Raw genomic sequence first — 25,490 nt, forward strand, 5'->3', positions numbered from 1 at the left:
CCCTCCCGGTACAGGCCCGGGGCCGCTACAGCTCGCCAGACGATCTGCGTGAGCGATGCGTGAGCGGACGGGGCAGCACCTGCCGGTTCGGGTGGGATCCTGGATCACTTGGCAACGTCCCGACCTGCGGGTTCATCACCCAGTGGTAGATGCTGGCAGCAGGCATCATGATCACTCCCGGGCTCGTAATGCGTAGGTCGCGGGTTCGAATCCCGCAGGCGGCTCGGTGAGAAGCCCAGGTCAGACAGTGTCTGACCTGGGTTTCTTTGTGTTTGCGGCGTGGGGCGGGGTGGTGCGACGCCGGGTGTCGTCGGCTTCGGCGGTGTCGGCGTCGGGGTGTGCGGGCCGGTGATCGGCGGTGTCCGGGGGAGGGGGTGGGCGGACGGGAGCTATGGGCGGTCGCCGTTCGTCGGAAGGTCATAGGGTGTTGACGAACCGTCATCCCGTACGAACGGCACCACGACGACCAGAGGTGGAAACGTGTACCACGCCATCGTCCGGCGCAACCTCCGCAACTCCTTCGCCGAGGTCGACCGCGGCAACTACGCGGCGATCGTGCGGCAGTTCGCGCCTGAGGCGGAGCACTGGTTCTCCGGGCGGCACGCGCTGTCGGGCGGGCGGCGCAGTGGTGAGGAGATCCAGCGGTGGTACGACCGGCTGGCCGAGGTCATGCCCGACCTGCGGTTCGAGCTGAAGAAGGTCGTCGCCAAGGGCTGGCCCTGGGACACGGTGGCCTTCGCCGAGTGGGTCGACCACCTCACCGACCGGGAGGGCAACTACTACTCCAACCAGGGCGTGCACGTGGTGCGGATCAAGTGGGGGAGGATCACCGAGCTGCACATCTACTGCGACACCGAACTGCTGGAGACGGTGCTGGAGAGGCTCGGGGAGCAGGGGGTCGGGGCTGCCGTCGCCGAGCCGGTCGGGGAGCCCGGGCCGTTCCGCGAGGCGCGCGCCGGGAGGTGAGGTGCCGCTCAGGAGGGCCCGAGGAGGCGCTTCCACCAGGGGGCGGGGGCGGGGACGGGGGGTGCGGTGACGATCGGGACCAAGCGGCTCTCGATCGGGGTGTCCCACTCGACGAGGGCGGCCGGGAACCAGGTGACCGGCTTGGTGTCGTCGCGGGCGTTGGCCCAGGCGGCGAGGCGGTCGGCCGGCTCGCGGGAGGGGAGGAGGCCGCGTTCGTCGGTGGTCACTCCGAGGTCGCGCACGGCGTCCCGGTAGAGGTCGTTGCAGAGCCAGCTGTGGAGCATGCCGTCGTCGTAGCCGAGCACCTCCCAGCCGATCTCGCGCCCGCCCCCGGCCGGCCCGGGGGCGGGGTCGGCGCCGGCCGGGCGGTCCAGGTGGGCGAGCAGCACCGGCTCGAACACCACGGACGCGCGGATGTCGGAGACCGGACCGGCGGCGTGCTCGGCGGGTACCAGCAGCGCGTACAGCCGTGCTTCGGCGGGCACCCGGATCGTCGCGCAGGCGTCCAGGGCCTCCCGCGGGGTGTCGAACCAGCAGCCGTCCTCCGGCAGCCGGTCGATCAGGCAGCCGCAGGCCGTGGTCAGCCGCTCGTGCGGGACGTCGAGGCCGGTCAGCCGTTCGGGGACCGCCACGAAGTAGCCCGCGAGCAGCGGACCGCCGGTGGCGCGAGCGGGGGGTGGCACCGGAGTGCTGCGGCGGGGCGGTCCCGGCTCGGGCCGGGCCTCGCCCGCACGGGGCGGGCGGCGCTCGGCGAGCCAGAAGAGGTAGCCGCGCAGGTACTCGTCCAGGCCGTGGTCGAGGTAGGCGATGTAGTCGCGCAGGCCCTGAGCGGCGTCCCGGTAGTGCTCCCGGTACTCGCCGCGGAGCCGCGCCTGGACGTCGGAGGCCGCGACGGCCCACTCCCGCACCCGGCCGCGCTCCTGCCACCAGTCGCGGACGGCCGGGACGGTCCAGTGGTCGTCCCCGTCCATCGCGAAGCCGCCGTGGCCGAAGAAGCAGCCGTGCACGAGGTCGAAGGTCTGGTCCGGGTCGGTCGGCTGGCGGTAGACGAACTCCCGGCCGTCGTCGTCGTAGGCGATGTGGAACGGCGCGTCGAGCCGGCCCATCTCCATGGTGTCCGTGTCGGCGCCGTAGAACGGCCCGGGGACGTTGCGCCAGTTGCGCTCCCGCCAGAGTCCGCCGAACTGGTCCAGGTGCCGGTTCTCGGCGAGCAGGCGGCGGGCGGTCGGCAGGGGGTCCCAATAGCCGTGGGAAGCGGCGTGGTTCCCGTCGTCCATCGGGAGGGGTCCGTTCTGCAGCCGGTCGCGGACTGCCAGTGCTATCAGATGCGGGACGCGGTGGTGCGACCGCGGCCGGAATCGGAGGCCGGACCAGGGTCGGAAGCGGTCTCCGGGCGGCGGCGCAGCAGGACCGCGACGAGCGCGGCGCCCGCGAGGGCGGTGAGGCCGGCGGCCAGCAGGGTGTGGTTCAGGGCGTCGGCAAAGGCCGTCCGGAGCAGCTCGCCGGGCAGGCCGGCCGGGGAGTGGCCGGCGCTCAGGGCGGAGGCGGTGGCCTCCGGATCGGTGACGGCCTCCGGGTGTCCGGCGAGGGCGTCGCGCAGCCCGCGGTGCAGGACCAGGCCGAACACCGCGATGCCGAACGCCTGGCCGAGCTGGCGGAAGGTGTTGAGGGCGCCGCCGGCCATGCCGCCGCGCTCCGGCGGTACGGACGCCATCGCGCCGGACGCCAGGATCGGACTGACCGCACCGACCCCGAGGCCGGTGAGCGCGAGGCCGGGCAGCAGCGCGGCCCAGCCCGACGAGCCGTCCAGCACGGCCTGGAGCAGCCCGCCCAGGCCGATCACGGCCAGGCCCCCGGCCAGCGGCACCGCCGTCGGCAGGGCGGCGAGCCGGCGGCCCGCCAGCGCGGAGACGACGAACGCCGTGGCGCTCATCGGCAGCAGGGTGAGCCCGGTGGCCATCGGCCCGAGGCCGAGCACCGACTGCAGCCACAGCGAGGTGTAGGGCAGCGCGGAGAACGCGGCCGCGGAGTACACGGCGCCGCACAGCAGCACCCCGGTGAACGCCGGGCGGCGCAGCAGCGCGAGGTCCAGCAGCGGTTCCGGGCTGCGGCGCTCGACCAGCACGAACACCGTGAGCGCCGCGGCGGCGGCCGCGCCCGCGCCGAGTACGGCGGGCGAGGTCCAGCCGTCCGACCCGCCGCGGATCAGCACCAGGACGGCCGCGCCGGCCGCGACGGTGAAGGCCGCGGCGCCGGGCAGGTCGAGCCGGCGGGCGGCGGGGTCGCGGGATTCCTTCAGCGTGCGCCGGGCCATGACCGTGCCGGCCAGCGCTAGCGGGAGGTTCACCAGGAAGACCGAGCGCCAGCCCAGGTACTCGGTGAGCACGCCGCCGGCCACCGGCCCGACGGCGGAGGCCGCGCCGCTGACGGCGCCCCAGACCCCGAACGCCACCGCCCGGTCGCGGCCGCGGTAGGCGAGGTTGAGCAGGGCCATCGCGGTGGCGAACATCGCCGCGCCGCCGCCCGCCTGGACGATCCGGGCCACCACCAGGGTGCCGCCGTCCGGGGCGAGCCCGCAGGCCAGCGAGGCCAGGGCGAACACCGCCAGGCCCGCCGTGTACACCCGCCGCCGGCCCGCCCGGTCGCCGAGGGCGCCGAGGCCGAGCAGCAGCGCGGCCAGCGCCAGCGCGTAGCCGTCCAGCACCCACTGCAGGCCGTCGAAGTCCATGTGCAGTCCGGCGCCGATGTCCGGCAGCGCCACGATCACGATGCTGACGTCGGTCAGCAGCATGAACACCCCGAGGCTCACCGCGACCAGCGGTCCCCACTTGCGCATCCCCGTGCCCCCTCGCTCCGTGCCGGCCGCCCCGGCCGGACGCCCCGTCACTCTCGGTCCGGGGGCGCCGTCCGCGCCGCCCGGCGGCGGTTGTGCGGCGGATCTCGACACGATCTACCATCCCGGTGGTGGAAACCCTGACGCTGGACGAGCTGGACCGGGCGCTGCTGCACGCCCTGCAGGTGGACGGCCGGGCGCCGTTCCGGCGGATCGCCGAGGTGCTGGGGGTGTCCGACCAGACGGTGGCCCGCCGCTACCAGCGGCTGCGCGCCGCCGGGGCGGTGCGGGTGGTGGGCCGGACCAACGCGGGGCTGCTCGGGCAGGTCGACTGGCTGACCCGGATCCGGTGCGTGCCGGACGCCGCGGCGTCGATCGCCGAGGCGCTGGCCAGGCGGCCGGACACCTCCTGGGTGAGCCTGCTGTCCGGCGGCGAGATCGTCTGCAACGCCCGCGCGGAGGTCCGGCCGGAGCGGGCGGAACTGCTGCTCGGCAAGCTGCCGCGGACCCCGCGGGTGCTGTCGGTGGCGGCGCACTACCTGCTGCGCACCTACGTCGGCGGGCGGGTGGCGTGGAGCGGGCGGACCTCGGCGCTGAGCGCCGGGCAGATCGACCGGCTCCGCGCCGCGGCGCCGTCTCCCGCGCCCGCGTCCGCGCCAGCGTCCGTACCCGGGGCCGCGCCCGCGTCCGGGCCGGCGGGCGGTGCGGTGCCGGCGCCGGACGCGCTGGACCGCGCGCTGCTGGCGGAGCTCGCGGTGGACGGGCGGGCGCCGCTGGCCGCGCTGGCGGCCCGGACCGGGAGCCCGGAGGCGACGGTGCGCCGGCGGCTGGCCGGGCTGATCGCCTGCGGGCTGCTCTTCTTCGACGTGGACGTGGATCCCCGCCCGCTCGGTTACGGGATCGAGGCGTTCTGCTGGCTGACGGTGGCACCGGGGCGGCTGGCGGCGGTCGGCCGGGCGATGGCGGACCACCCCGAGGTGGGCTTCGTGGCGGCGACCACCGGGCCGACCAACCTGGTGGCGGGGCTGGTCTGCCGGGACACCGAGGCGTTCTACGAGTACCTGACGGAGCGGCTGGGCGCGCTGGAGGGGGTCGGCACGCTGGAGACGGCGCCGGTGGTCCGGAGCGTCAAGCGGGCCGGAATGATGATTCCTTAATCGAATCCAATTTCATGTCTTACCGATGATCGAAAACCGTACATTCTGCCGAATTGTTTGTCTGCAGATCATAAGACAAATCGAGGATTTCATGATTCTCCTCGAAAATGCCTCGCCATGCACTCCAGCCGCCCTTAGTATCTGAACGAACACTTTCGGTGATCGTTCGAGTGGGGATCGTGAAGGGGGTCGTCATGGGCGAGCAGCTTCGAACCGCGTTGCGCCATGTCGCGTACCCGCTCCTGCTGGTCGGCCTGGTCGTGATATCGACCGCGACCCTGCGTCTGCGCTGGGATCTCGGCCGGGCGAACCAGCTCTTCCTGCTCGGGACGATCGGGTACATGGCGCTGCTCGAACGGCTGATTCCGTACGAACCGGAATGGGCGCCGAACGTGCGTGAGTGGGGCTGGTACGGCGTCTACTTCGTGCTGACGATGATCGGCGGGGCCCTGTCCCAGGTGCCCGTGTCCGCCCTGGTCTTCTGGGCGGCGCCGTCCCACGGGGCACTGCCGTTCTGGGCGGAGGTCCCACTCGCGCTGCTGCTCGGCTCGCTGGCCAACTACCTGGTCCACCGCTGGTGCCACACCAGCCCGAGGCTCTGGCGGCTGCACGGGGTGCACCACGTGCCCGACAAGGTGAACGTCGGCAACAACGGGGTCAACCACCTGCTGGACGTCCTGCTCACCCAGGGCTGCGTCCAGTTCTCCTTGGCGCTGGCGGGCTTCTCGGAACCGGCGGTGTTCGTGGTGGGCCTGTTCGTCGTGGCCCAGGGCTACTTCGTGCACGCCAACGTCGACGTCCGCCTCGGCCGGCTCAACCACGTGCTCGCCGGGCCCGAGCTGCACCGGCTGCACCACAGCACCGACCTGGCGGAGGCCGGCCACTACGGCTCCGACCTCTCGGTGTGGGACCACGCCTTCGGCAGCTTCACCTGGCGGCCGGGGCGCCGTCCGGCCGCGGTGGGGCTGGCCGATCCGGGCGGATTCCCCGCCACCGGCCGGGTGGTCGCCAGCCATATCCAGGCCTGGCGCCGCTCCGCCCGGGCCGCGGGCTCGGCGACCGGCTCGACCTGATCCGCCCGCACCCGCCCCGCTCTCACCCGCCCCGCCCGCACCCGACGACTCCGTACCCGGCACTCCCACGCCGACCGCCCAGCTCCCGACCGACCCCTTCGGCCGGCTCGTCCCTTCGGCCGACCCGGTGTCCGGCCTGCCCGGAACCGGCGCACGGCCGCCGTTCCCCGGCGCGCGCGGCGCTCCCGCACCCCGCCCGCACGCGCGATCGCAGCGACTCAAGGACTCGACTCGCATGACGGATTCCCGCTTCGTCACCTCACCGGAACTCTCCGAACACCCCGCACCCGCCGGTCCGTCCGCCGCCGGGCGGGAGAAGATCGCGATCATCGGGATCGGCCTCCGCCTGCCCGGCGGGGCCTGCGACCACCGGTCGTTCTGGCAGAACCTGGTCGACGGCAAGGACTGCATCACCCCCACCCCGCGCAGCCGCTACGACGTCGCCACCCTCGGCAGCCGCGACAAGGCCAAGCCCGGTCGGCTGGTCGGCGGCCGCGGCGGCTACATCGACGGCTTCGACGAGTTCGACCCGGCGTTCTTCGGCATCAGCGGCCGCGAGGCCGACCACATGGACCCGCAGCAGCGGAAGCTGCTGGAGGTGGCCTGGGAGGCACTGGAGGACGGCGGGCAGAAACCGGCCGAGCTGGCCGGCCGTGAGGTCGGCGTCTACGTCGGCGCGTTCACCCTGGACTACAAGATCGTCCAGTTCTCCGACCTGTCGTTCGAGACGCTCGCCGCGCACACCGCCACCGGCACCATGATGACGATGGTGTCGAACCGCATCTCGCACTGCTTCGACTTCCGCGGCCCGAGCGTCTCGATCGACACCGCCTGCTCCTCCTCGCTGGTCGCCGTCCACCTCGCCGCCCAGAGCCTGCAGCGCGGCGAGACCGACCTGGCACTGGCCGGCGGCACCCTGCTGCACATCGCCCCGCAGTACACCATCGCCGAGACCAAGGGCGGCTTCCTCTCCCCGCAGGGCCGCTCGCGCACCTTCGACGCCGCCGCCGACGGCTACGTCCGGGCCGAGGGCGTCGCCGTGGTCGCCCTCAAGCGGCTCTCCGACGCCCTGCGCGACGGCGACCCGGTGCACGCCGTCGTCATCGGCAGCGGCGTCAACCAGGACGGCCGCACCAACGGCATCACCGTGCCCAACCCGGACGCCCAGGTCGCCCTGATCGAGCGGGTCTGCGCCGAGGCCGGGATCACCCCGGGCAACCTCCAGTACGTCGAGGCGCACGGCACCTCCACCCCGGTCGGCGACCCGATCGAGGCCAACGCGCTCGCCCGGGCGCTCGCCGTCGGCCGGCGCCCCGGCGACGCCTGCTACGTCGGCTCGGTCAAGACCAACATCGGGCACACCGAGTCCGCCTCCGGCCTGGCCGGACTGATCAAGTCCGCACTCGCCCTCAAGCACCGGACCATCCCGCCGCACATCAACCTGGAGCGGCTCAACCCGGCGATCGACCCGGCCACCCTGCCCTACGAGATCCCCACCGAGCCCACCCCCTGGCCGGCCCACGAGGGCCCGGCCCGGGCCGGGGTCAACTCCTTCGGCTTCGGCGGCACCAACGCCCACGTCCTGCTGGAGGCCGCCCCGGAGCCCGCGCCGGAGCCCGCGCGGGACTCCTCCGGAGAAGCCCCCGCGGAGGCCGCCGACCTCCCCGCCTGGACGGTGCTGCCGCTCACCGCCCGGGAGGCCGGCGCGCTGCCCGAACTGGCCGCCGGTGTCCAGGCCGAGCTGACCGGCGTCCGCGGCGGCAGCCCCGCCCGCCCGGCCGACCTCGGCCACACCCTCGCCCACCGCCGCCAGCACCACGACGCCCGGCTCTCGATCGTCTACGACGCCCGGGAGCACGCCGCCCGCGCCTCCCTGGACGAGGCACTCGGCGCGCACCTGCGCGGCGAGCCGCACCCCCGGGTCCTCGCCGACCACCGCCGCGAGGCCCGGCACCGCCGGCTCGCCTGGGTCTTCACCGGCATGGGCCCGCAGTGGTGGGCGATGGGCCGTCAGCTGTTCGCCACCGAACCCGTCTACCGGGAGGCCGTCGAGCAGTGCGGCGAGCACCTGGCCGAGCTCACCGGCTGGTCGCTGACCGAGGAACTCGCCGCCGACGAGGCGGCCTCCCGGATGGCCGAGACCTGGCTCGCCCAGCCGGCCAACTTCGCCGTCCAGATCGGCCTGGCCGCGCTCTGGCGCAGCCGGGGCGTGCGGCCGGACGCGATCGTCGGCCACTCCACCGGCGAGGTCGCCGCCTTCCACGAGGCCGGCGTCTACGACCTGGCCGACGCGGTCAAGGTGGTGGTCCACCGCAGCCGCCTCCAGCAGCGACTCGCCGGCACCGGCGGCATGCTGGCCGTCGCGCTCACCGAGGCCGAGGCGCTGCGCCGGATCCGCCCGTACGGGGACGCGGTGTCGGTCGCCGCCGTCAACAGCCCCGGCTCGCTCACCCTCGCGGGCGAGGAGCCGGCGCTGGCCGAGCTCGCCGCCGCGCTCACCGCCGAGCAGGTCTTCGCCCGGCCGCTGACCGTCGAAGTCCCCTACCACAGCGCCCGGATGGAGCTGATCAAGGACGAGCTGCTGGAGTCGCTGGCCGACCTCAAGGCCCGACCGGCGCAGGTCCCGCTCTACCTCACCGGCCGCGAGGGCACCGCGCACGGCACCGAACTCGACGCCGGGTACTGGTGGCACAACGTCCGTGACAGCGTCCGCTTCCGGCAGGCCGTGGAGCGGCTGGCCGACGACGGCTACGGCCTGTTCCTGGAGATCGGCCCGCACCCGGTGCTCGGCCGCTCGATCCAGGAGACCCTGGAGGCCCACCCGGGCACGGCGGACCGGCCCGAGGTGCGGACCCTGCCCTCGATCCGCCGCCAGGAGGACGAGCGGGCCGTCCTCACCGCCTCGCTGGCCGCGCTGCACAACCTCGGTGTGGCGGTCGACTGGTCGGTGCTCCAGCCCGCCGGGCGGATCGTCCCGCTGCCGCGCTACCCGTTCCGGCGCGACCGGCACTGGGTGGAGCCGCCGCCGGTCGAGCAGGTCAGGCGCGGGCAGGTCGACCACCCGCTGCTCGGCCGCCGGCTGCCCGGGGCCGAACCGGCCTGGGAGGCCCGGCTGGACGCCGAGGCGCTGCCCTACCTGGAGGACCACCGGATCCAGGGCGACGTGCTCTTCCCGGCCGCCGGCTATCTGGAGATGGCCGTCCAGGCGGTCAGCGCGCTCACCGGCGGGACGGACGCCGCGCTGGCCGACATCGAACTGCGCAAGGCGCTGTTCCTGCCGGACGAGGAGAGCCGCGCCGTCCGGCTCACCCTCGCCGCCGAGCACGGCTCGTTCACCGTCGCCACCGGCGAGGGCGCCGAGCGCACCGTGCACGCGGTCGGCACCGTCCGCCCCGCCCAGCGCCGCCGGCCCGGCCGGCCGCTGGACGCCGAGGCGGTGCGCGGGCGGGCGGTGCGCCGGCTCGCCGGGCCCGACTGCTACGCCGAACTGGCCGCGCTGGGCTACCACTACGGCCCCGCCTTCCAGAGCATCGAGGAGGTCTGGATCGGCCCCGGCGAGGCGCTGGCCCGGATCCGCCCGACGGCGGCGGTCGCCGGGCAGGGGGAGCGCCACCAGGTGCACCCGGTGGTGATGGACGCCTTCTTCCAGACCCTGCTGACGCCCCAGTTGGTGGACGGCCGCCCCGAGGGCGCGGGCATCCGGCTGCCGGTGGCGATCGCCGAGGTCCGGCTGGACGCGGTCGGCGAGCGCCCGCTCTGGGTGCACGCCACCGTGACCCGGGACACCGGCAGCGAACTCGTCGGCGACCTCGCGGTGCACGACGAGCACGGTGCGCCGCTCGGCGGGATCACCGGCTTCCGGGCCGCCGACGTCGAACAGGCCGCCACCGCCGTCGGCCTCGGCACCATCGACGGCTGGCTCGCCGAACCGGCCTGGGCGGAACTGCCGGCCGCCGCCGACACCCCCGACCTGCTGGCCGAACACCCCGACCACTGGCTGCTGTTCGCCGACACGGGCGGGGTCGCCGACGCGCTGGCCGAGCGGATCGCCGCCCGCGGCGGCAGCTGCCTGCTGGTCCGCCCCGGCGACGGCTACCGGCCCGCCGAGGGCGGGCGCCCGGCCACCGTCGACCCCGGCTCGCCCGACGACCTCGCCCGGCTGCTGGCCGGGCGCCGGGCCGCGGGCGCCCCCGATCCGGCCGCCGTGGTCCACCTGTGGAACCTCGACCGGCCCGGGCTGGCCGGGGCCGACCACGCCACCGTCGCCGGCCACACCGCCGAGGGCGCCTACAGCCTGGTCGCCCTCGCGGCCCTGCTGGCCGCCGAACTCCCCGACTGCCGGCTCCACGTGGTCACCCGCTCCGCCCAGTCCACCGCTCCGGGCGAGCCGGTCGAGCCGCTCGCTGCGCCCGCCTGGGGCATCACCCGCGTGCTGCGGCACCAGGAACTCCCCTCCCACCCGGGCAAGCTGGTCGACCTCGGGCCGGGCGCCGGTCCCGGAACCGGGGCCGCCGAAGCCGGGGCCGGGGTCGAGGCCGAGGCCCTGCTGCGGGAGTTCGCCCTCGCGGACGAGGACGAGATCGCGCTGCGCGGCGGCCGCCGGCTGACCAGCCGGCTGCGGACGGCCGAGGGGCTGAGCCGGCCGCTCGCGCCCCGGCTGCGGGCGGACGCGGCGTACCTGGTGACCGGGGCGTTCGGAGCGCTCGGGCGGCTGCTCTGCCGCACCCTGGTCAGGCGCGGCGCCCGCCGGCTGATCCTGGTCGGCCGCAGCCCGCTGCCGCCGCGCGAGCAGTGGCGCGACCTCGACCCGGCGAGCCCGGCCGGGCAGCGGGCGGCGTTCCTGCGCGAGCTGGAGGCGCTCGGCGCCGAGCCGGTCCCCGCGCCGCTGGACGTCACCGACGAGGCCGGGCTGGCCGCCTGGCTGGCCGAGTACCGGCGGCTGGACCGGCCGCCGATCCGGGGCGTCTTCCACCTCGCCGGGCAGGTCAGGGACACCCTGGTCGGCGAGCTGGACCGGGCGACCTTCGAGGCCGTCTACGGCCCCAAGGTGCTCGGCGCCTTCGCCCTGCACCGCCAGCTGGCCGGTGAACCGCTCGACCACTTCGTGCTGTTCGCCTCGATCGCCTCGCTGCTGACCACCGCCGGACAGACCAACTACGCGGCCGGCAACGCCTTCCTGGACGCCCTGGCCCACCACCGGCGCGCCCTGGGGCTGCCCGCGCTCAGCCTCGACTGGGGCCCGTGGGCCACCGGCATGATCGAGGAGCTCGGCCTCATCGACCACTACCGGCACAGCCGGGGCATGAGCTCGCTCGCCCCGGAGACCGGGATGGCCGTGCTGGAGCGGGTGCTCGGCCAGGACCGCGCCCAGCTGCTGGTCGCCACCGTCGTCGACTGGCCGGTGTTCCTCTCCTGGTACCCGGCGCCGCCCCCGCTGGTCGCCGAACTCGCCGCGGCCGCCCGGGAGTCCGCCCCGGCGGCCGGGCAGACCGGGCTGCTGGACGCCCTGCGGGCGGCCGGCGAGGAGGAGCGGAGGGCCCTGCTCACCGAGCGCTTCACCGCGCTGGCCGCCACCGTGCTGCGGGTGCCGGCCGAACAGATCGACCCCGCCGCCGGCCTCGGCGGCCTCGGCCTGGACTCGCTGCTCGCGATGGAGCTGAGGGCCCGGCTGAGCAGCGAACTCGGTGTCACCCTCCCGGTGGTGGCGCTGCTCGGCAACACCCCGGTGGCCGAGCTGGTCGCCCGGCTGCACGAGTCGCTGGCCGAGCTGCTGGACGAGGACCCGGACGGACCGGGCGCGGCCGAGGCCGAGCGCCACGAGGACGCGTCGGCCTACCCGCTGACCCAGAACCAGAAGGCGCTCTGGTTCCTCAAGCAGCTCAACCCGGACGGCTTCGCCTACAACATCGGCGGCGCCGTCGAGGTCCGGGTCGAGCTGGAGCCCGAGCTGATGGCCGTGGCCTTCCGGACCATGGTCGAGCGCCACCCCAGCCTGCGGGCCAACTTCGTGCTGGACGCCGGCCGGGCCGTGCAGCGGATCTCCGCCGCGGTGGAGCCGGACTTCGGGGTCTTCGACGTCGAGGGCCTGGCCTGGGACGACATCCACGCGATGATCGTCCGCGAGTACCGCAAGCCGTACGACCTGGAGCGGGACCCGCTGGTGCGGTTCCGGCTGTTCCGGCGCGGACCGGCCCGCTGGGTGATCATGAAGGCCGTCCACCACATCATCTCGGACGCGATCTCCACCTTCACCTTCATCGAGGAACTGCTCGCCGTCTACGAGGGGCTGCGCCGCGGCCGGGTGCCCGAGCTGCCCCCGGTGGCCGCCCGCTACCTGGACTTCCTCAACCGGCAGAACGCCTTCCTGGCCGGCCGCGAGGCGCCGAGGATGCTGGAGTACTGGCGCTCGCACCTGCCCGCCGAGGTGCCGATCCTCAGCCTGCCCACCGACAGGCCGCGCCCGGCGGTGCAGACCCACAACGGCGCCTCCGAGTTCTTCGTGCTGGACGAGGAGCTCAGCGCCCGGGTGCACGCGCTGGCCCGCGAGCACAACGTCACCGTCTTCATGGTGCTGCTCAGCGCCTACTACCTGCTGCTGCACGCCTACGCCGGCCAGGACGACATCATCGTCGGCAGCCCGGTGACCGGCCGCACCGACGAGGAGTTCGCCGGCGTCTACGGCTACTTCGTCAACCCGCTGCCGCTGCACGTCTCGCTGGCCGGAGCCCCGACCGTGACCGAGCTGCTGGACCGGGTGCGGACCACCGTGCTCGGCGGGCTCGACCACCAGGAGTACCCGTTCGTGCTGCTGGTGGAGAAGCTCGGGCTGCAGCACGACCCGAGCCGCTCGGCGGTGTTCCAGGCGATGTTCATCCTGCTCCACCACAAGGTGGCCACCGAGAAGTACGGCTACCACCTGGAGTACATCGAACTCCCGGAGGAGGAGGGGCAGTTCGACCTCACCCTGTCCGCCTACGAGGACGAGGCCGAGCACCGCTTCCACTGCGTCTTCAAGTACAACACCGACCTCTTCCTGCCCGCCACGATGGCCCGGATGGCCGGCCACTACGTCAACCTGCTCGACGCGCTGACCACGGTCGGCCCGGAGCGGGCCGCCACCGGGCTGGAGCTGCTCGGCCGCGAGGAGCGCGCCGTGGTGCTCCGGCAGTGGAGCGGCGCCGACCGGCGGGTGCCGTTCGCGGAGCCGGTCCACGAGCTGGTGCTGCGCGCGGCGGCGGCCGACCCGGCGGCGCCCGCGGTGGCGGCCCCGGCCGAGTCCGGGCCGACCGCCCGGCTGTCCTACGGCGAGCTGGCCGAGCGCTCCCGGCGGGCCGCCGCCCGGCTGCGCGCGCTGGGCGCCGGACCGGGCGGCGTGGTGGCGCTCTGCCTGCCCAAGTCGCCGGAGCTGATCGTCGCCCTGCTCGCGGTGCTCCGCACCGGCGCGGCCTACCTGCCGCTGGACCCGGGCCACCCGGTGGACCGGCTGGCGTACATGGTCGGGCACGCGGGCGCCGCCCTGCTGGTCGGCGACGACGCCGAGCGGCTCGGCGCGCTGCCCGCCCGGCTGGTCACCGCCGCCGAACTCGACGCCCGCGACGAGGGGTTCACCGACGACGGGTTCACCGACGCGGCGGTGAGCCCCGACGACCCCGCGTACGTCATCTACACCTCCGGCTCCACCGGCCGCCCCAAGGCGGTGCGGGTCTCCCACGGCAACCTCGCCTCGGCCTACCGGGCCTGGCACGCCGAGTACCGGCTGGACACCGACGTCCGGGTCCACCTCCAGATGGCCAGCCCGTCCTTCGACGTCTTCACCGGCGACGTGGTCCGCGCGCTCTGCTCGGGCGGCGCCCTGGTGCTGATCGGCCGGGAGCTGCTGTTCAACACCGCCCGGCTCCACGAGGTGATGCGCACCGAGCGGGTGGACGCCGCCGAGTTCGTCCCGGCGGTGGTGCGCACCGTGATGGACCACTGCGAACGCACCGGCCGGGACCTCGCCTTCATGCGGCTGCTGGTGGTCGGCTCGGACGTCTGGAAGGTCGAGGAGTACCAGCGGCTGGGCGCCCTGTGCGGGCCCCGCACCCGGCTGGTCAACTCCTACGGCCTGACCGAGACCACCATCGACAGCGCCTACTTCGAGGGCCCGGCCGACGCCCTGGAGCCCAGCCGGATGGTCCCGATCGGGCGGCCGTTCCCCAACAGCGCCTTCTACCTGCTCGACGCGCAGGGCCGCCCGGTGCCGCCGGGGGTCACCGGGGAGCTGTGGATCGGCGGCTCCGGCGTCTCGCTCGGCTACCTCGGCGACGAGGAGCAGACCGCCGGCCGGTTCGCCACCCTGCCGCTCGGCGGCGCCGACGGCACCGGGCCCGTCCGGCTCTACCGCACCGGGGACCTCTCCCGCTGGGACACCGAGGGCGGGGTGCACCTGCTCGGCCGGGCCGACTCGCAGATCAAGGTCCGCGGCCACCGGATCGAGCTGGGCGAGATCGAGACCCAGCTCGCCGACTGGCCGGAGCTGGAGCGCGCGGTGGTCACCGTCCGGCAGGACCGCGACGGCGAGCACGTGCTCTGCGCCTACTGCGTGCCGGCCGCCGGGCACACCTTCGACCACCGCGAGCTGCGCCGCCACCTGGCCGGCTACCTGCCGACCTTCATGATCCCGACGCACTTCGTCGAGCTGCCCGCGCTGCCGCTCACCGCCAACGGCAAGGTGGACACGGCCGCGCTGCCCGAGCCCCGCACGGACGCCGCGGAGGCCGCCGAGCCGCCGGTCACCCTCTACGAGGTCCGGATGGCCGAGCACTGGCGCGCGCTGCTCGGCGTCGAGGAGCCCGGCCTGCAGCACGACTTCTTCGAGTCGGGCGGCTCCTCGATCAAGCTGATCGAGCTGATCCACGGGCTGCAGGCCGAGTTCAACATCAGCATCCCGGTCAGCCAGCTCTTCAAGGTCACCACCCTGCACGGGATGGCGAAGACCGTCGAGCACATCATCACCGGCCGGATCGAGGGCGCCCAGCCCTACCTCTGGTTCAACCAGGAGCAGCAGCAGACGCTGTTCTGCTTCCCGCCGGCCGGCGGCCACGGACTGGTCTACCGGCAGTTCGCGGCGCACCTGCCGGAGTACCGGATGGTCGCCTTCAACTACGTGACCGGGGACGACAAGGTCGAGCGTTACGCGGACCTCGTCGAGGCGCTCCAGCCGGAGGGGCCGTGCGCGCTGCTCGGCTACTCGCTCGGCGGCAACCTCGCCTTCGAGGTGGCCAAGGAGCTGGAGCGGCGCGGCCGGGCGGTGCCCAACGTGGTGATCGTGGACTCGCACCGCATCCCCGAGTCCTTCGACCTCGCCGACGAGCACCTGGCGGCCTTCGAGCGCGAGCTGGCCGAGCACCTCCAGCGGCACACCGGCTCGGCCGCGGTGGCCCAGGAGACCCGCGAACAGGCCCGGGACTACCTGAGCTTCTGCAGCCGCACGCCCAATCTGGGGGTGGTCACCGCCGCGCTCAGCGTGATCTCCGACGACGAGAAGGTGGACCTGTACGAGCCCGGGCGGCAGGGCGCCTGGCACGGCAGCTCGGCCACCCGGACGGCGGTCTTCAAGGGCTTCGGCACCCACGCCGAGATGCTCGACCGCGAGTTCATCGCCCACAACGCCGGGCTCGCCCGGTCGATCCTCACCGGAGCCGCCCCCCATGCGTCCTGAGACGGTCCGGGGCCGCGCCCCGAGCCTGCCCGCCCCCGCACGAGAGACGGATCCGCCGATGCTCCGCCAGCACCCCCCGCTGACCTACCCCTTCGAGCCGAACGGGCTCGAACTCGACCCCCGGTACGCCGAGTTGCGCGAGCAGCCGCTGGTCAGGATCCGGATGCCGTACGGCGACGGCGCCTGGCTGGTCACCCGGTACGAGGACGTCCGGACGGTGCTCGGCGACCCGCGGTTCAGCCTGGCCGCCGCGATGGGCGAGGACCAGCCGCGGATGCGTCCGGTGGCCCGCACCGGCGCCGGCCTCTTCTCCACCGAGCCGCCCGAGCACACCCGGCTGCGCTCGCTGGTGGCCAAGGAGTTCAGCGCCCGCCGGGTCGAGCGGCTGCGGGTGCGGGCCCGGGAGCTGGCCGACGAGCTGCTCGACGGCATCCTCGCCAAGGGGCAGCCGGCCGAGCTGGTGGAGGACTTCGCGATCCCGATGCCGACCACCATCATCTGCGAGGTGCTCGGCATCCCGGCCGAGGACCACCGGATGCTGTGGCGGTGGGCGGAGACGGTGCTCTCCGCCGTCACCCCCGGCGAGGTGCTGGCCGTCGACGGCCAGGCCTTCATCGACTACATGGCCGGGGTGCTGGAGCTGCGCGGCCGCGAGCCCGGCCCGGACCTGCTCACCACGCTGGTCCGGGCCTGCCGGGAGCAGCGGCTGATCAGCGAGGAGGAGCTGCTCTCCATCGCCTGCGACCTCCTGATCGCCGGGTTCGTCTCGACCACCAACCAGATCGGCAACTTCTTCCACCAACTGCTGGTGAACCCGCAGGAGTTGGCGCGGCTTCGGGAGCGGCCCGAGCTGATCCCCAAGGCGGTCGAGGAACTGATGCGCTACGTGCCGCTGCTCACCGGCTTCAGCCTGCCCCGGTACGCCACCGAGGACGTCGAGCTGGGCGGGGTGGTGATCCGGGCCGGCGAGGCGGTGATGATCGCCACCGCCGCCGCCAACCGGGACCCGGAGGTGTTCGACGAGCCCGAGCGGCTGGTGCTGGACCGGCCGGCCAATCCGCACATCGGCTTCGGCCACGGCGTGCACTACTGCATCGGCGCGCACCTCGCCCGGCTGGAGCTCCAGGTGGCGATCGAGCAGGTGCTGGCCCGGCTGCCGGGGCTGCGGCTGGCCGTCCCCGAGCGCGAGCTGCGCTGGAAGGAGGACGCGATGGTGAACGGCCTGCAGGCGCTCCCGGTCGCCTGGTGACGCCCCGTCACCCCGACCGACAGCACGGCAAGGTGCGGCACGGACAGGTACGCCACGGCGCGGACAGGCACGGCACGGCACGGACAGGCACGGACAGGCACGGCTAGGCAAGGACGACGAGGAAGGCCAGGAATGGCACGGCAGACGGACACCGCGCATCGGCGGGAGTCGATGATCATCGTGGGCGGCGGGCTCGGCGGCCTGTCCACCGGGTGCTACGCCCGGATGAACGGCTACCGCACCAGGATCTTCGAGATGCACGAGATCCCCGGCGGCTCCTGCACCGGCTGGGACCGCAGCGACTTCACCTTCGACTGGTGCATCAGCTGGCTGCTCGGCAACGGCCCGGGCAACGAGATGTACCAGATCTGGCTCGAACTGGGCGCGCTCCAGGGCAAGGAGATGCGGCACTTCGACGTGTTCAACATCGTCCGGGGCCGGGACGGCCGGGCGGTCTACTTCTACTCCGACCCGGACAAGCTGGAGGCGCACCTGCTCGGCCTCTCCCCGGCGGACGCCGCCCCGATCCGGGAGTTCTGCGCGGGGATCCGGACCTTCCGCAAGGCGCTCGCGGCCTACCCGTTCCTCAAGCCGGTCGGCCTGATGGGCCGGCTGGAGCGCTGGCGGATGCTGGCCTCCTTCACCCCGTACTTCAACACCATCCGCAAGTCGATCGCGGTGCTGATGACGGACTTCTCGCAGCGTTTCCGCGACCCGCTGCTGCGCGAGGCGTTCAACTTCATCCTCTACGAGAAGCACCCGGCCTTCCCGGTGCTGCCGTTCTACTTCCAGCTCGCCTCGCACGCCAACCAGGCCGCGGGGGTGCCGGAGGGCGGTTCGCTCGCGCTGGCCCGCTCGATCGAGGAGCGCTACCGCAAGCTGGGCGGGGAGATCACCTACAACGCCAAGGTCGAGGAGATCCTGGTCGAGGAGGACCGCGCGGTGGGCGTGCGGCTGAGCGACGGCCGGGAGTACCGCGCCGACATCGTGGTGTCCGCCGCCGACGGCCACACCACGGTGATGAAGCTGCTCAAGGGGCAGTACCTCAACGACACCTACCGCCGGCTCTACACCTCGCTGATCGACGAGCCGGGCCAGCTGTCGCCGGGCTACGTGGCGCTCTTCCTGGGCCTGCGCAAGCCCTTCCCGGCGGGCGACCCGTGCACCACCTACCTGCTGGGCGAACGGGAGACGGCCCAGCTGACCGGGATCCGCTGCGCGTCGATGAACGTCCAGTTCCGCACCCGGCACTACCCGGAGCTGGCGCCGGCGGACTCCACCGTGGTGTTCGCGACGTACTTCTCCGACATCGCCCCCTGGCGGGCGCTGCACGAGGGCCCCGAGCAGTCCTCCCGGGTGCGCCGGGGCGAGGAACTGCACACCCTGCCGGTCAAGCACGGCCGGGAGTACATGGCGGCCAAGCGGCGGGTGCGCAACGGCATCGTCGGCTTCCTGGACGAGCGCTTCCCCGGCTTCAAGGACGCGGTGGCGGTCGCGGACGTGTCCACCCCGCTCACCCAGGTCCGCTACACCGGCGTCTACGACGGCACCTTCCCCGGCTGGAACCCCTTCGTGGAGGGCGCCGAGACGGTGGAGGAGGAGATCAAGCGCAGCGGCCCGGTGCTGCCCGGGCTGTCGAACTTCTACCTCTCCGGGGTCTGGGCGACCATCGGCGGGCTGATCCGGGCGGCCGCCGCCGGTCGGCACGTCATGCAGTTCATCTGCCGGGACGACGGGCTGGAGTTCACCGCCGAGATCGACCGGAGCGCGCCGCCGCCGACGCACCTGGTCATCCCGGTGGGCCGGTCCGCCGAACCGGCCGGGCCGCCGGTGCCGGCCGGCACCGGCGGGGCGGCACCGACCGAGGACAGCGAGAACGTGGAGACGGGAGCCCTGGCATGAGGATCGAGAAATGGGTGGTCCGGGAGCACCTGGACGGTGTGCCCGACGTCAACCGGATCTACGAGAAGGTCGTGGAGGACGTCGAGATCGACCTGCGGCCGGACGAGATGCTGTTCCGCACCAGGTACGTCTCGGTGGACCCGTACCAGAACGGCCTGGCGCTGGAGACGCCGGTCGGTCACCACATGGGCGCCGACTCGATCATGGAGGTGGTCGAGGCCGGACCCGAGGCGGCGTTCGCGGTCGGGGACCTGGTGCAGGGCTTCGGAGGCTGGCGCACCCACGTCGTCCACAACGGGGCCGAGGAGCTGTGGACGACCGGCATCTTCCCGATGGTCTTCCCGGCCTACCGCCGGCTCGACCCGTCCTGGTACGACGAGCGGCTGCCGCTGTCCACCGCCCTCGGCATCATGGGCGCGCCGGGGATGACGGCCTGGGGCACGCTCACCCGCTTCCTGGAGGTCCGCCCCGGCGACACCGTGGTGGTCAGCGGCGCGTCCGGCTCGATCGGCACCCTGGTGGGCCAGTTGGCGAAACGGGCCGGGGCCGGCCGGGTGGTCGGCACCACCGGGTCGGCGGGCAAGGCCGAGTACCTGCGCGAGCTGGGCTTCGACGACGTGGTGCTCTACACCCAGGGCGACGACGCGGAGAAGGCCCGGCAGGCGCTGCTGCTCGCCGCGCCGGACGGCGTCGACCGGTACTTCGACAACCTGGGCGGGTCCGTCACCGACGCGGTGTTCACCATGCTGAACGTGGACAGCCGGGTGGCGGTCTGCTGGCAGTGGGCGACCACGGTGAACGGCGAGCTGACCGGGCCGCGGCTGCTGCCGTACATCATGTTCCCGCGCACCACGATCCGCGGGATCTTCGCCCAGGAGTGGTTCACCGAGCCGCTGTTGGCGCAGATGCACCGGGAGCTGGGCGGGCTGGTCACCAGCGGGGAGATCCGCTACCACCAGACCGTGCACAAGGGCTTCGACGCGATCCCGCAGGCCTACCGGAGCCTCTACCTGGACCGGGAGGCCAACCGGGGCAAGGTGCTGGTCGAGGTGTGAGCCGCTCCGTCGGCGGGAGGGGTCACCCCTCCCGCCGACGGCGGTTCACTCGTCGTCGAGGCCGTCGAAGCCGCCGGCGTCGGAGCCGTCCGGGGTGCCGCTGATCGCGTACCCCTGGCGGCGCGCCTCGTAGCAGGCCACCGTGGCGGCGGCGGAGACGTTCAGCGAGCCGACCCGGCCCAGCTGCGGCACGAAGACCACCTGGTCGCAGAGGCCGAGCGCCTCCGGCGTCACGCCGCGGTCCTCGTGGCCCAGGACGAAGGCGACCGCCGGGGTCAGCTCGGCGGCGAACATCGGCACCGCCTCGTCGGCGAGCTCCAGGCCGACCACCTTGAAGCCGTCGGCCTTCGCGGCCGCGATCGCCTCGGCGACGGTCGGGTGGTGCTCCACCTTCAGGTACTTGTCGGTGCCCATGGCGGCCTTCTGCGCGCCGGAGGAGCGCACCGACGGGGTGTCACCGGTGAGGTAGAGCTTCTCCGCGCCCATCGCGGCTCCGGTCCGGACGACCGAGCCGACGTTGAAGGGCGACTGGAGGTTCTCCAGGATCATCGCGAGCCGGAACTCGTTCCCACGCCGCCAGGAGCGGTGCAGCCGCTTCAGTTCGGTCCCGCGGAGCTGCTTCACGACGTCGTCCCTCGTCCACTCTCGGGGCCCTCGCCCGCCGTCGGGCGGGGCCGCGCTTCCAGAATCCGGAACCCGTTGACCGAGGTCAGCCGGGTGGTCGGCCAGCCCTGCTCGTTCAGCCACTTCTGCAGCGAGTCCGAGCCGAGGTGCTTCTGCACCACCAGGAAGGCGGAGCCGTCCGGGGTCAGCCGGCCGAGCCACTGCTCCAGCAGCCGGCGCAGCGCCGTCTTGCCGATCCGGATCGGCGGGTTGGAGTAGATCGCCGCGAACCGCAGGTCGGCGGGGACCTCCTCGGGCAGCGCGGCCTGCACATTGCCCAGCCCCAGGGACTCGGCGTTGTGCCGGACCAGGTCCAGGGCGCGGCCGTTGACGTCCACCGCCCAGACCGGGAGCCGCTTGCGGCGGGTCGCCCAGGTCAGCGCGATCGGGCCGTAGCCGCAGCCGACGTCCAGGATCGGGCCGCGCACCCGGGGCGCCGGCGCGTGCTCCAGCAGGATCCGGGTGCCCGGATCCAGCCGGGTGCGGGAGAAGACGCCCGCGTCGGTGGTGAGCTCCAGGGTGAGGTCCGGCAGGGTGACCGTGATCGGCCGGCGCTCGCTGGCGACCTCGGGTGCACCGGTGAAGTAGTGCGAGCCGGACATGGTTTCCCCGTCGTTCGTATGGGCCTCGGGGCCACCGGGAGGTGTGGGTAAGCCCTGCTGGTACGGCTCCGATCGTACCCCGGTGGCCGGGAGGCCCGTTCTGCCCTCGGGCGGGGCTCCGGCGCGGTCAGTGGGTGCCGGGGGTCTTGCGGGTGGCGACGTTGATCCGGTTCCAGGCGTTGATGGTGTAGCAGAGCGAGATCAGCTGGGCCAGCTCCTGCTCCGGGAACAGCTCCGCGGCCCGCCCGTACACCTCGTCACAGACGCCGCCGCCGATGTGGGTGATCTGCTCGGCCAGCGCGAGGGCGGCGCGGTCGCGCTCGCCGTAGACGCCCTCGGGGGCCTCCCGCCAGGCCGGCAGCAGGTAGATCCGCTCGTCGCTCTCGCCGGCCTTGCGGGCGTCCTTGACGTGCATGTCCAGGCAGTAGGCGCAGCCGTTGAGCTGGGAGGAACGGATCTGCACCAGTTCGACGAGGGCCGGGTCGAGGCCCTCGCGGGCGGCGGCGTCCAGCGCGATCATCGCGCGGAAGACCTTGGGGGCGGTGCGGGCGTAGTCGAGGCGGGCGGTGTGCTGCGGGGCGTTCGCGTTCGTCGTCATGGTGATGACCCTAGGCAGCGGGTGAACCCCGTGAGTGGTGCATTCCGGGCCGGTTTCGACGGGTCAATCGGGGTAGGCGGCAACACGCCGACGGGCCGGTGGCGCTTCGCGCCCGGGCGGCGGCCGACGGATACTGCCAGTACCCCACCGGGCAGTCGCCATCGGGTCGGAAAGCCTCCGAGGAACCTTCGAGGAACGAGGACGGACGCCATGCCGCAGAACCACGAGGACTACCTGGACGAGGCCGACGAGGTCGACGAGGCCGTGCTGCCGGACGAGGAGACCGGGGAGGACGAGTACGACGAGCTGGCCGAGCGGCGCGCGCTCGGCGCGGACCCGGCCACCGACGTCGCGGACGTCGCCGAGCAGAGCCGGATCGTCCAGCTCGACGAGGACGAGTACCGGGAGTAGGCGGCCGGGAGGGGCCGGGCTCAGAGCGCGCCGCGGCGCTGGAGCCAGCTGAACGCCGCCCAGCCCGGCAGCACCGGCAGCAGGAGGGTGAGCAGCCGGTAGAGCGTGACGGCGGCCAGCGCCCCGCCGTCCGCCATCGAGGCCAGCTTCACCAGGCCGGCCAGCAGCGCGCTGTCCACGAAGCCGGCCCCGCCCGGGGTGGGCGCGGCGTTCCCGGCCGCGTTGCCGACCAGGAACACCACGCCGACCGCCGCGAAGCCCGGCTCCTCCCCGACCGCCCGGGCGCAGCAGTACAGACAGACGATCAGCGTGATCGACACCAGCAGCTGCCCGGTGAAGCCGACCGCCAGCCGCCCCGGGTTGCGCAGCAGTTCCACCAGCCGGGGCAGCACCTCGGCGGTCAGCGGGCGCAGCCGGGCGATCAGCCAGCGGCGGGCCGGCGGCACCGCGGACACCACGGCCAGCAGGGCGCCGGCCACGGCGAGCCCGCCGACCACGAAGGGCAGCGCGTCCAGCTCGGAGCCGCCGGTCTCCACGCCGGTCAGGTAGACGAAGGCGCCGAGCTGGAGCAGGTGCAGCACCAGCCCGAGCAGTTGTCCGACGCCGATGCTGGACAGCGCCTGCGCGGTCGGGATGCCGGCCCGCTGGAGGAAGCGGGTGTTCAGGGCGACGCCGCCGACCCCGCCGGGGGAGACCAGCTTCACGAAGGACCCGGCGACCTGGGCGAGCACGGCGTTGCGGAAGTCCAGCCGCTCGGGGACGAAGCCGACGAAGCCCATCGCCCCCATGACGTGGCTGGAGGCCGCGGCGAGCACGGCGAGGACGAGCCAGAACGGGTCGGCGTCGGCGACGGCGGCGATCGGGTTGCGCTCGGTGGCGAAGAACTGCGGCAGCAGCAGCCAGCCGGCCAGCAGGCCGCCGCCGACGGCGATCACGGTGCGGGGGCGCAGCCGCTCCAGCCGGACCGGCCGGACGGGGGCCTGCGGGCGGCTGCGGAGGACCTCGGTGCGGATCTGCTCCAGCAGGTCCGGCGCGGGTGCCGCGGGCTGCCCGCCCTTCGCGCCCCGCGCGTTCTGCTCCCGCGCGACCCGCTTGAGGGCGAGCCGGGTGCCGCGGGCCAGCGCGATCGGCTGGAGCAGCGGCAGGGCGGCGGCGACCGCGTCCGGGCCGAGCACCGCCACCGCGCTGCGCACCGAGCGCTCCGCGCCCGTGCGCAGCGCGAGCGTGGTGAGCAGCTGGGCGATGTCGCTGCGCAGCACCAGCTCGCCCGCCGCGATGTCGCCGTCCGCGAGGCCCACCAGGTGCACCGCCCCCGCCGCGTCGACCAGCAGCGCGGCGGGCCCCAGGGCGCGGTGCGCGATCGCCCGCCGCTGGAGCAGCGCCAGCTGGCCCCAGGCGTCGGCGAGCAGCGCGTCGGTGAGCTCCTCGTCGGCCAGCTCGTCCAGGGTGCGGCCGGGCAGCCGCTCGTAGGCGACCAGCGCGCTGTCCGGGCCGAGCCCTGCGGTGGCGGCGATCCGGCGGGTGCGGACCCCGGCGGCGACGGCCGCGTAGGAGACCAGGGCCTCGTGTTCCAGCCCGGTGCGCAGCGAGCGCAGCGCGCGCGGGTGCGGGGCGGTGCGCAGCCGCAGCCGCCGCCAGGCCCGCTGCACCAGCGCGGCGGTGACCGCCTGCCGGTCGAGCAGCTGGACGTCCAGCTCGGGGCGGCCGTCCTGCTGGTGGACCAGGTAGCGGTCCGGTCCGGCCGCCACGGCGGCGACCGGGCGCAGGCCGGCCCCGCGCAGGCTCTGCAGGAGCTGGGCGGGCCGGGGCCGGGGGTCGGGGGTGCCGACGGCCCAGCGGGTGCCGTGGGCCGCCGTCCAGCCGATCAGCACCCCCAGCAGCAGGGCGGTCGGGGTGGCGGCCCCGGAGGCGAGCCCGGCCAGCGCGGAGAGGGTGAGGACGACGCGCGGCAGCCGCCGTTCGCGGGCCGCGGAGGCGATGAGGAAGGCGAGGACGGGCGCGAGGTAGCCGTACACCGGCTCGGTGCGGACGAGCGGGTCGCCGGGCAGCGGCTGGGTGAGCGCGGAGACCAGGGAGAACGGCGCCGGTCCGTCGATCCACAGGTCGACGGCGAGCGAGGCGCCGAAGGCGAGGACGGCGGCCAGCACGCCGTCGGCGAGATGCTGCAGGACGTGCCGCCGGTCGGCGGCGGTGCGGTACAGGCGGCAGGCGGCCGAACAGACGGGCAGGAGCAGCAGCGCGGCGGTGGTGAGGCCGGTGGCGACGCCGCCCAGCGGGTGCGGCACCAGCGCGGCGGCGGCGGCGACGTCCTCGGCGAGGCCGTTGGTGGTGGCGCGGGCGTAGTCGGCGAACAGCAGGGCCAGGGCGATCACGAAGAGCCCGGCGATCAGCCGGATCAGCGCCGCCGGCTGCCGGATCCGGCCGGTGCCGGATATGCCCGGGGGCGCCTGCTCCTCCGTGCCGCCGGTCGTGCTGATCGCCGCGCTTCCCGTCACATCCGCCACCGAGGCATGGTCCCACGAGCCCCGTGGGGCGTGTCCCGGGGAGCGGGGCGGGCCCGGCGTCACTACTGTGCGTTCCATGAGCGCCTGCGAAGACCTCGCCGCCGCACCCCGGGACATCGCGCCCCTGCCGCCCGGGGACGGCTGCGCCGACTGCCTGGCCCAGGGGCGCCGGGACTGGGTGCACCTGCGCCTGTGCCTGGACTGCGGCCACATCGGCTGCTGCGACTTCTCGCCGCAGCGGCACGCCACCGCGCACTTCCACGACAGCTCGCACCCGGTGATCCGCTCCTACGAGCCGGGGGAGGACTGGCGGTGGTGCTTCGTCCACGAGCTCATGGGGTGACCGGTTGACGTTCCGGCGGCCATGCGGTGAGGTGTAATCCCGAGCAATCGGGACATAACGCCCATGCGGCCGTCGGCCGGGCCCGTCCGGCCGGGGGCCACCGAAGGGAGGCCGACGATGACCAAGCGAACAGCGGGAAGCTCCCCCGGGCTCCGCGGCGGTACCCAGGAGCTGCTGGAGCGCCGGGGCATGGCGACGACGCCGCAGACGCTCCCGCCCCGGCCGCGCACCGGGCTCCCGCAGTCCGCCGGCGCCGGCTCCGCGGGCGGGTCCGCCTTCCGGCACGGCGGCCGGGACGCGGCGACGTCCGTCCCGCACTCCGCGCCCGCGCAGCACGCCGAACTCAAGGGCCACCGCCACCGCGGTGCGGAGAAGCACAGCGCGCACTGAGCGCTCCGGCTCCGGTCGCCGTCCCGGCCACGGGTCGGGGCGGC

Annotated in this window: 16 protein-coding genes; 10 read left to right on the forward strand and 6 right to left on the reverse strand. The window is 74.1% G+C overall.

The features are described from left to right. The first annotated feature begins 480 nt into the window (after positions 1–480). A complete protein-coding gene (locus tag ABT238_RS00965; RefSeq protein ID WP_350755120.1) occupies positions 481–966 on the forward strand; it encodes a nuclear transport factor 2 family protein in 486 nt (161 codons plus the stop codon). An 8-nt stretch (positions 967–974) separates the two neighbouring features. Here ABT238_RS00965 and ABT238_RS00970 read toward each other — a convergent pair whose 3' ends face one another. After that, entirely contained in the window at positions 975–2,243 is a 1,269-nt protein-coding gene (locus tag ABT238_RS00970) for a hypothetical protein (protein ID WP_350755122.1), read from the reverse strand. Positions 2,244–2,287: 44 nt separating this feature from the next. Further along, entirely contained in the window at positions 2,288–3,802 is a 1,515-nt protein-coding gene (locus tag ABT238_RS00975) for an MFS transporter (protein ID WP_350558397.1), read from the reverse strand. Between the two features lie 128 nt (positions 3,803–3,930). Between ABT238_RS00975 and ABT238_RS00980 the strand changes: the two genes are divergently transcribed. From ABT238_RS00980 to ABT238_RS01005, 6 genes are all read left to right on the forward strand, one after another. Then, on the forward strand, positions 3,931–4,956 hold the full coding sequence (locus tag ABT238_RS00980; RefSeq protein ID WP_350558394.1) for an Lrp/AsnC family transcriptional regulator: 1,026 nt from the start codon (positions 3,931–3,933) through the stop codon (positions 4,954–4,956). 194 nt (positions 4,957–5,150) lie between these two features. Further along, the gene (locus tag ABT238_RS00985) at positions 5,151–6,029 is read left to right on the forward strand and encodes a sterol desaturase family protein (RefSeq protein ID WP_350755124.1); all 879 of its coding nucleotides are present in this window, start codon (positions 5,151–5,153) and stop codon (positions 6,027–6,029) included. Positions 6,030–6,264: 235 nt separating this feature from the next. Next, positions 6,265–15,729, forward strand: a complete 9,465-nt coding sequence (locus ABT238_RS00990; RefSeq protein WP_350755126.1) for a non-ribosomal peptide synthetase/type I polyketide synthase — start codon at positions 6,265–6,267, stop codon at positions 15,727–15,729. Between the two features lie 58 nt (positions 15,730–15,787). Continuing rightward, positions 15,788–16,978 (forward strand): cytochrome P450, encoded by a 1,191-nt coding sequence (locus ABT238_RS00995; protein ID WP_350755128.1) that lies wholly within the window; start codon positions 15,788–15,790, stop codon positions 16,976–16,978. A 132-nt stretch (positions 16,979–17,110) separates the two neighbouring features. Beyond that, positions 17,111–18,880: a phytoene desaturase family protein gene (locus tag ABT238_RS01000; protein ID WP_350558382.1), complete on the forward strand. Its 1,770-nt coding sequence runs from the start codon at positions 17,111–17,113 to the stop codon at positions 18,878–18,880. Further along, positions 18,877–19,935 carry an MDR family NADP-dependent oxidoreductase gene (locus ABT238_RS01005; protein WP_350558379.1) on the forward strand — a complete coding sequence of 353 codons (1,059 nt, stop codon included), beginning with the start codon at positions 18,877–18,879 and terminating at the stop codon, positions 19,933–19,935. The genes ABT238_RS01000 and ABT238_RS01005 overlap by 4 nt, the downstream gene beginning before the upstream one ends. A gap of 45 nt (positions 19,936–19,980) precedes the next feature. On the opposite strand, the gene ABT238_RS01010 is transcribed toward ABT238_RS01005, so the two are convergent. The 3 genes from ABT238_RS01010 to ABT238_RS01020 all read right to left on the reverse strand — a co-directional run bounded on the left by ABT238_RS01010 (position 19,981) and on the right by ABT238_RS01020 (position 21,798). After that, the gene (locus ABT238_RS01010; RefSeq protein WP_350558376.1) at positions 19,981–20,559 is read right to left on the reverse strand and encodes a TrmH family RNA methyltransferase; all 579 of its coding nucleotides are present in this window, start codon (positions 20,557–20,559) and stop codon (positions 19,981–19,983) included. Beyond that, positions 20,556–21,200: a class I SAM-dependent methyltransferase gene (locus ABT238_RS01015; RefSeq protein ID WP_350558373.1), complete on the reverse strand. Its 645-nt coding sequence runs from the start codon at positions 21,198–21,200 to the stop codon at positions 20,556–20,558. Before ABT238_RS01015 ends, ABT238_RS01010 begins: the two co-directional genes overlap by 4 nt. 127 nt (positions 21,201–21,327) lie before the next feature. Next, a complete protein-coding gene (locus ABT238_RS01020; protein WP_350755130.1) occupies positions 21,328–21,798 on the reverse strand; it encodes a carboxymuconolactone decarboxylase family protein in 471 nt (156 codons plus the stop codon). 210 nt (positions 21,799–22,008) lie between these two features. Here ABT238_RS01020 and ABT238_RS01025 point away from each other — a divergent pair, with 210 nt between their 5' ends. Beyond that, complete coding sequence (locus ABT238_RS01025; RefSeq protein WP_350558367.1) at positions 22,009–22,209, forward strand: hypothetical protein; 201 nt, start codon at positions 22,009–22,011, stop codon at positions 22,207–22,209. Positions 22,210–22,229: 20 nt separating this feature from the next. Here ABT238_RS01025 and ABT238_RS01030 read toward each other — a convergent pair whose 3' ends face one another. Continuing rightward, positions 22,230–24,713, reverse strand: coding sequence for a lysylphosphatidylglycerol synthase domain-containing protein (locus ABT238_RS01030; RefSeq protein WP_350558364.1), 2,484 nt, complete (start codon positions 24,711–24,713; stop codon positions 22,230–22,232). 76 nt (positions 24,714–24,789) lie between these two features. Between ABT238_RS01030 and ABT238_RS01035 the strand changes: the two genes are divergently transcribed. Then, complete coding sequence (locus tag ABT238_RS01035) at positions 24,790–25,056, forward strand: UBP-type zinc finger domain-containing protein (RefSeq protein ID WP_350558361.1); 267 nt, start codon at positions 24,790–24,792, stop codon at positions 25,054–25,056. Positions 25,057–25,173: 117 nt separating this feature from the next. Further along, entirely contained in the window at positions 25,174–25,446 is a 273-nt protein-coding gene (locus tag ABT238_RS01040) for a hypothetical protein (protein ID WP_350558358.1), read from the forward strand. Positions 25,447–25,490: the final 44 nt, after the last annotated feature.

The organism is Kitasatospora sp. NPDC001527 (assembly GCF_040298605.1).
Taxonomy (GTDB): Bacteria; Actinomycetota; Actinomycetes; order Streptomycetales; family Streptomycetaceae; genus Kitasatospora.

Bases quoted from the DNA above. Each gene is read 5' to 3' on its own strand.
- ABT238_RS00970 (WP_350755122.1), bottom strand. From the start codon at position 2,243: ATGGACGACGGGAACCACGCCGCTTCCCACGGCTATTGGGACCCCCTG.
- ABT238_RS00975 (WP_350558397.1), bottom strand. From the start codon at position 3,802: ATGCGCAAGTGGGGACCGCTGGTCGCGGTGAGCCTCGGGGTGTTCATG.
- ABT238_RS00985 (WP_350755124.1), top strand. From the start codon at position 5,151: ATGGGCGAGCAGCTTCGAACCGCGTTGCGCCATGTCGCGTACCCGCTC.
- ABT238_RS00990 (WP_350755126.1), top strand. From the start codon at position 6,265: ATGACGGATTCCCGCTTCGTCACCTCACCGGAACTCTCCGAACACCCC.
- ABT238_RS00995 (WP_350755128.1), top strand. From the start codon at position 15,788: ATGCTCCGCCAGCACCCCCCGCTGACCTACCCCTTCGAGCCGAACGGG.
- ABT238_RS01000 (WP_350558382.1), top strand. From the start codon at position 17,111: ATGGCACGGCAGACGGACACCGCGCATCGGCGGGAGTCGATGATCATC.
- ABT238_RS01005 (WP_350558379.1), top strand. From the start codon at position 18,877: ATGAGGATCGAGAAATGGGTGGTCCGGGAGCACCTGGACGGTGTGCCC.
- ABT238_RS01015 (WP_350558373.1), bottom strand. From the start codon at position 21,200: ATGTCCGGCTCGCACTACTTCACCGGTGCACCCGAGGTCGCCAGCGAG.
- ABT238_RS01020 (WP_350755130.1), bottom strand. From the start codon at position 21,798: ATGACGACGAACGCGAACGCCCCGCAGCACACCGCCCGCCTCGACTAC.
- ABT238_RS01025 (WP_350558367.1), top strand. From the start codon at position 22,009: ATGCCGCAGAACCACGAGGACTACCTGGACGAGGCCGACGAGGTCGAC.
- ABT238_RS01035 (WP_350558361.1), top strand. From the start codon at position 24,790: ATGAGCGCCTGCGAAGACCTCGCCGCCGCACCCCGGGACATCGCGCCC.
- ABT238_RS01040 (WP_350558358.1), top strand. From the start codon at position 25,174: ATGACCAAGCGAACAGCGGGAAGCTCCCCCGGGCTCCGCGGCGGTACC.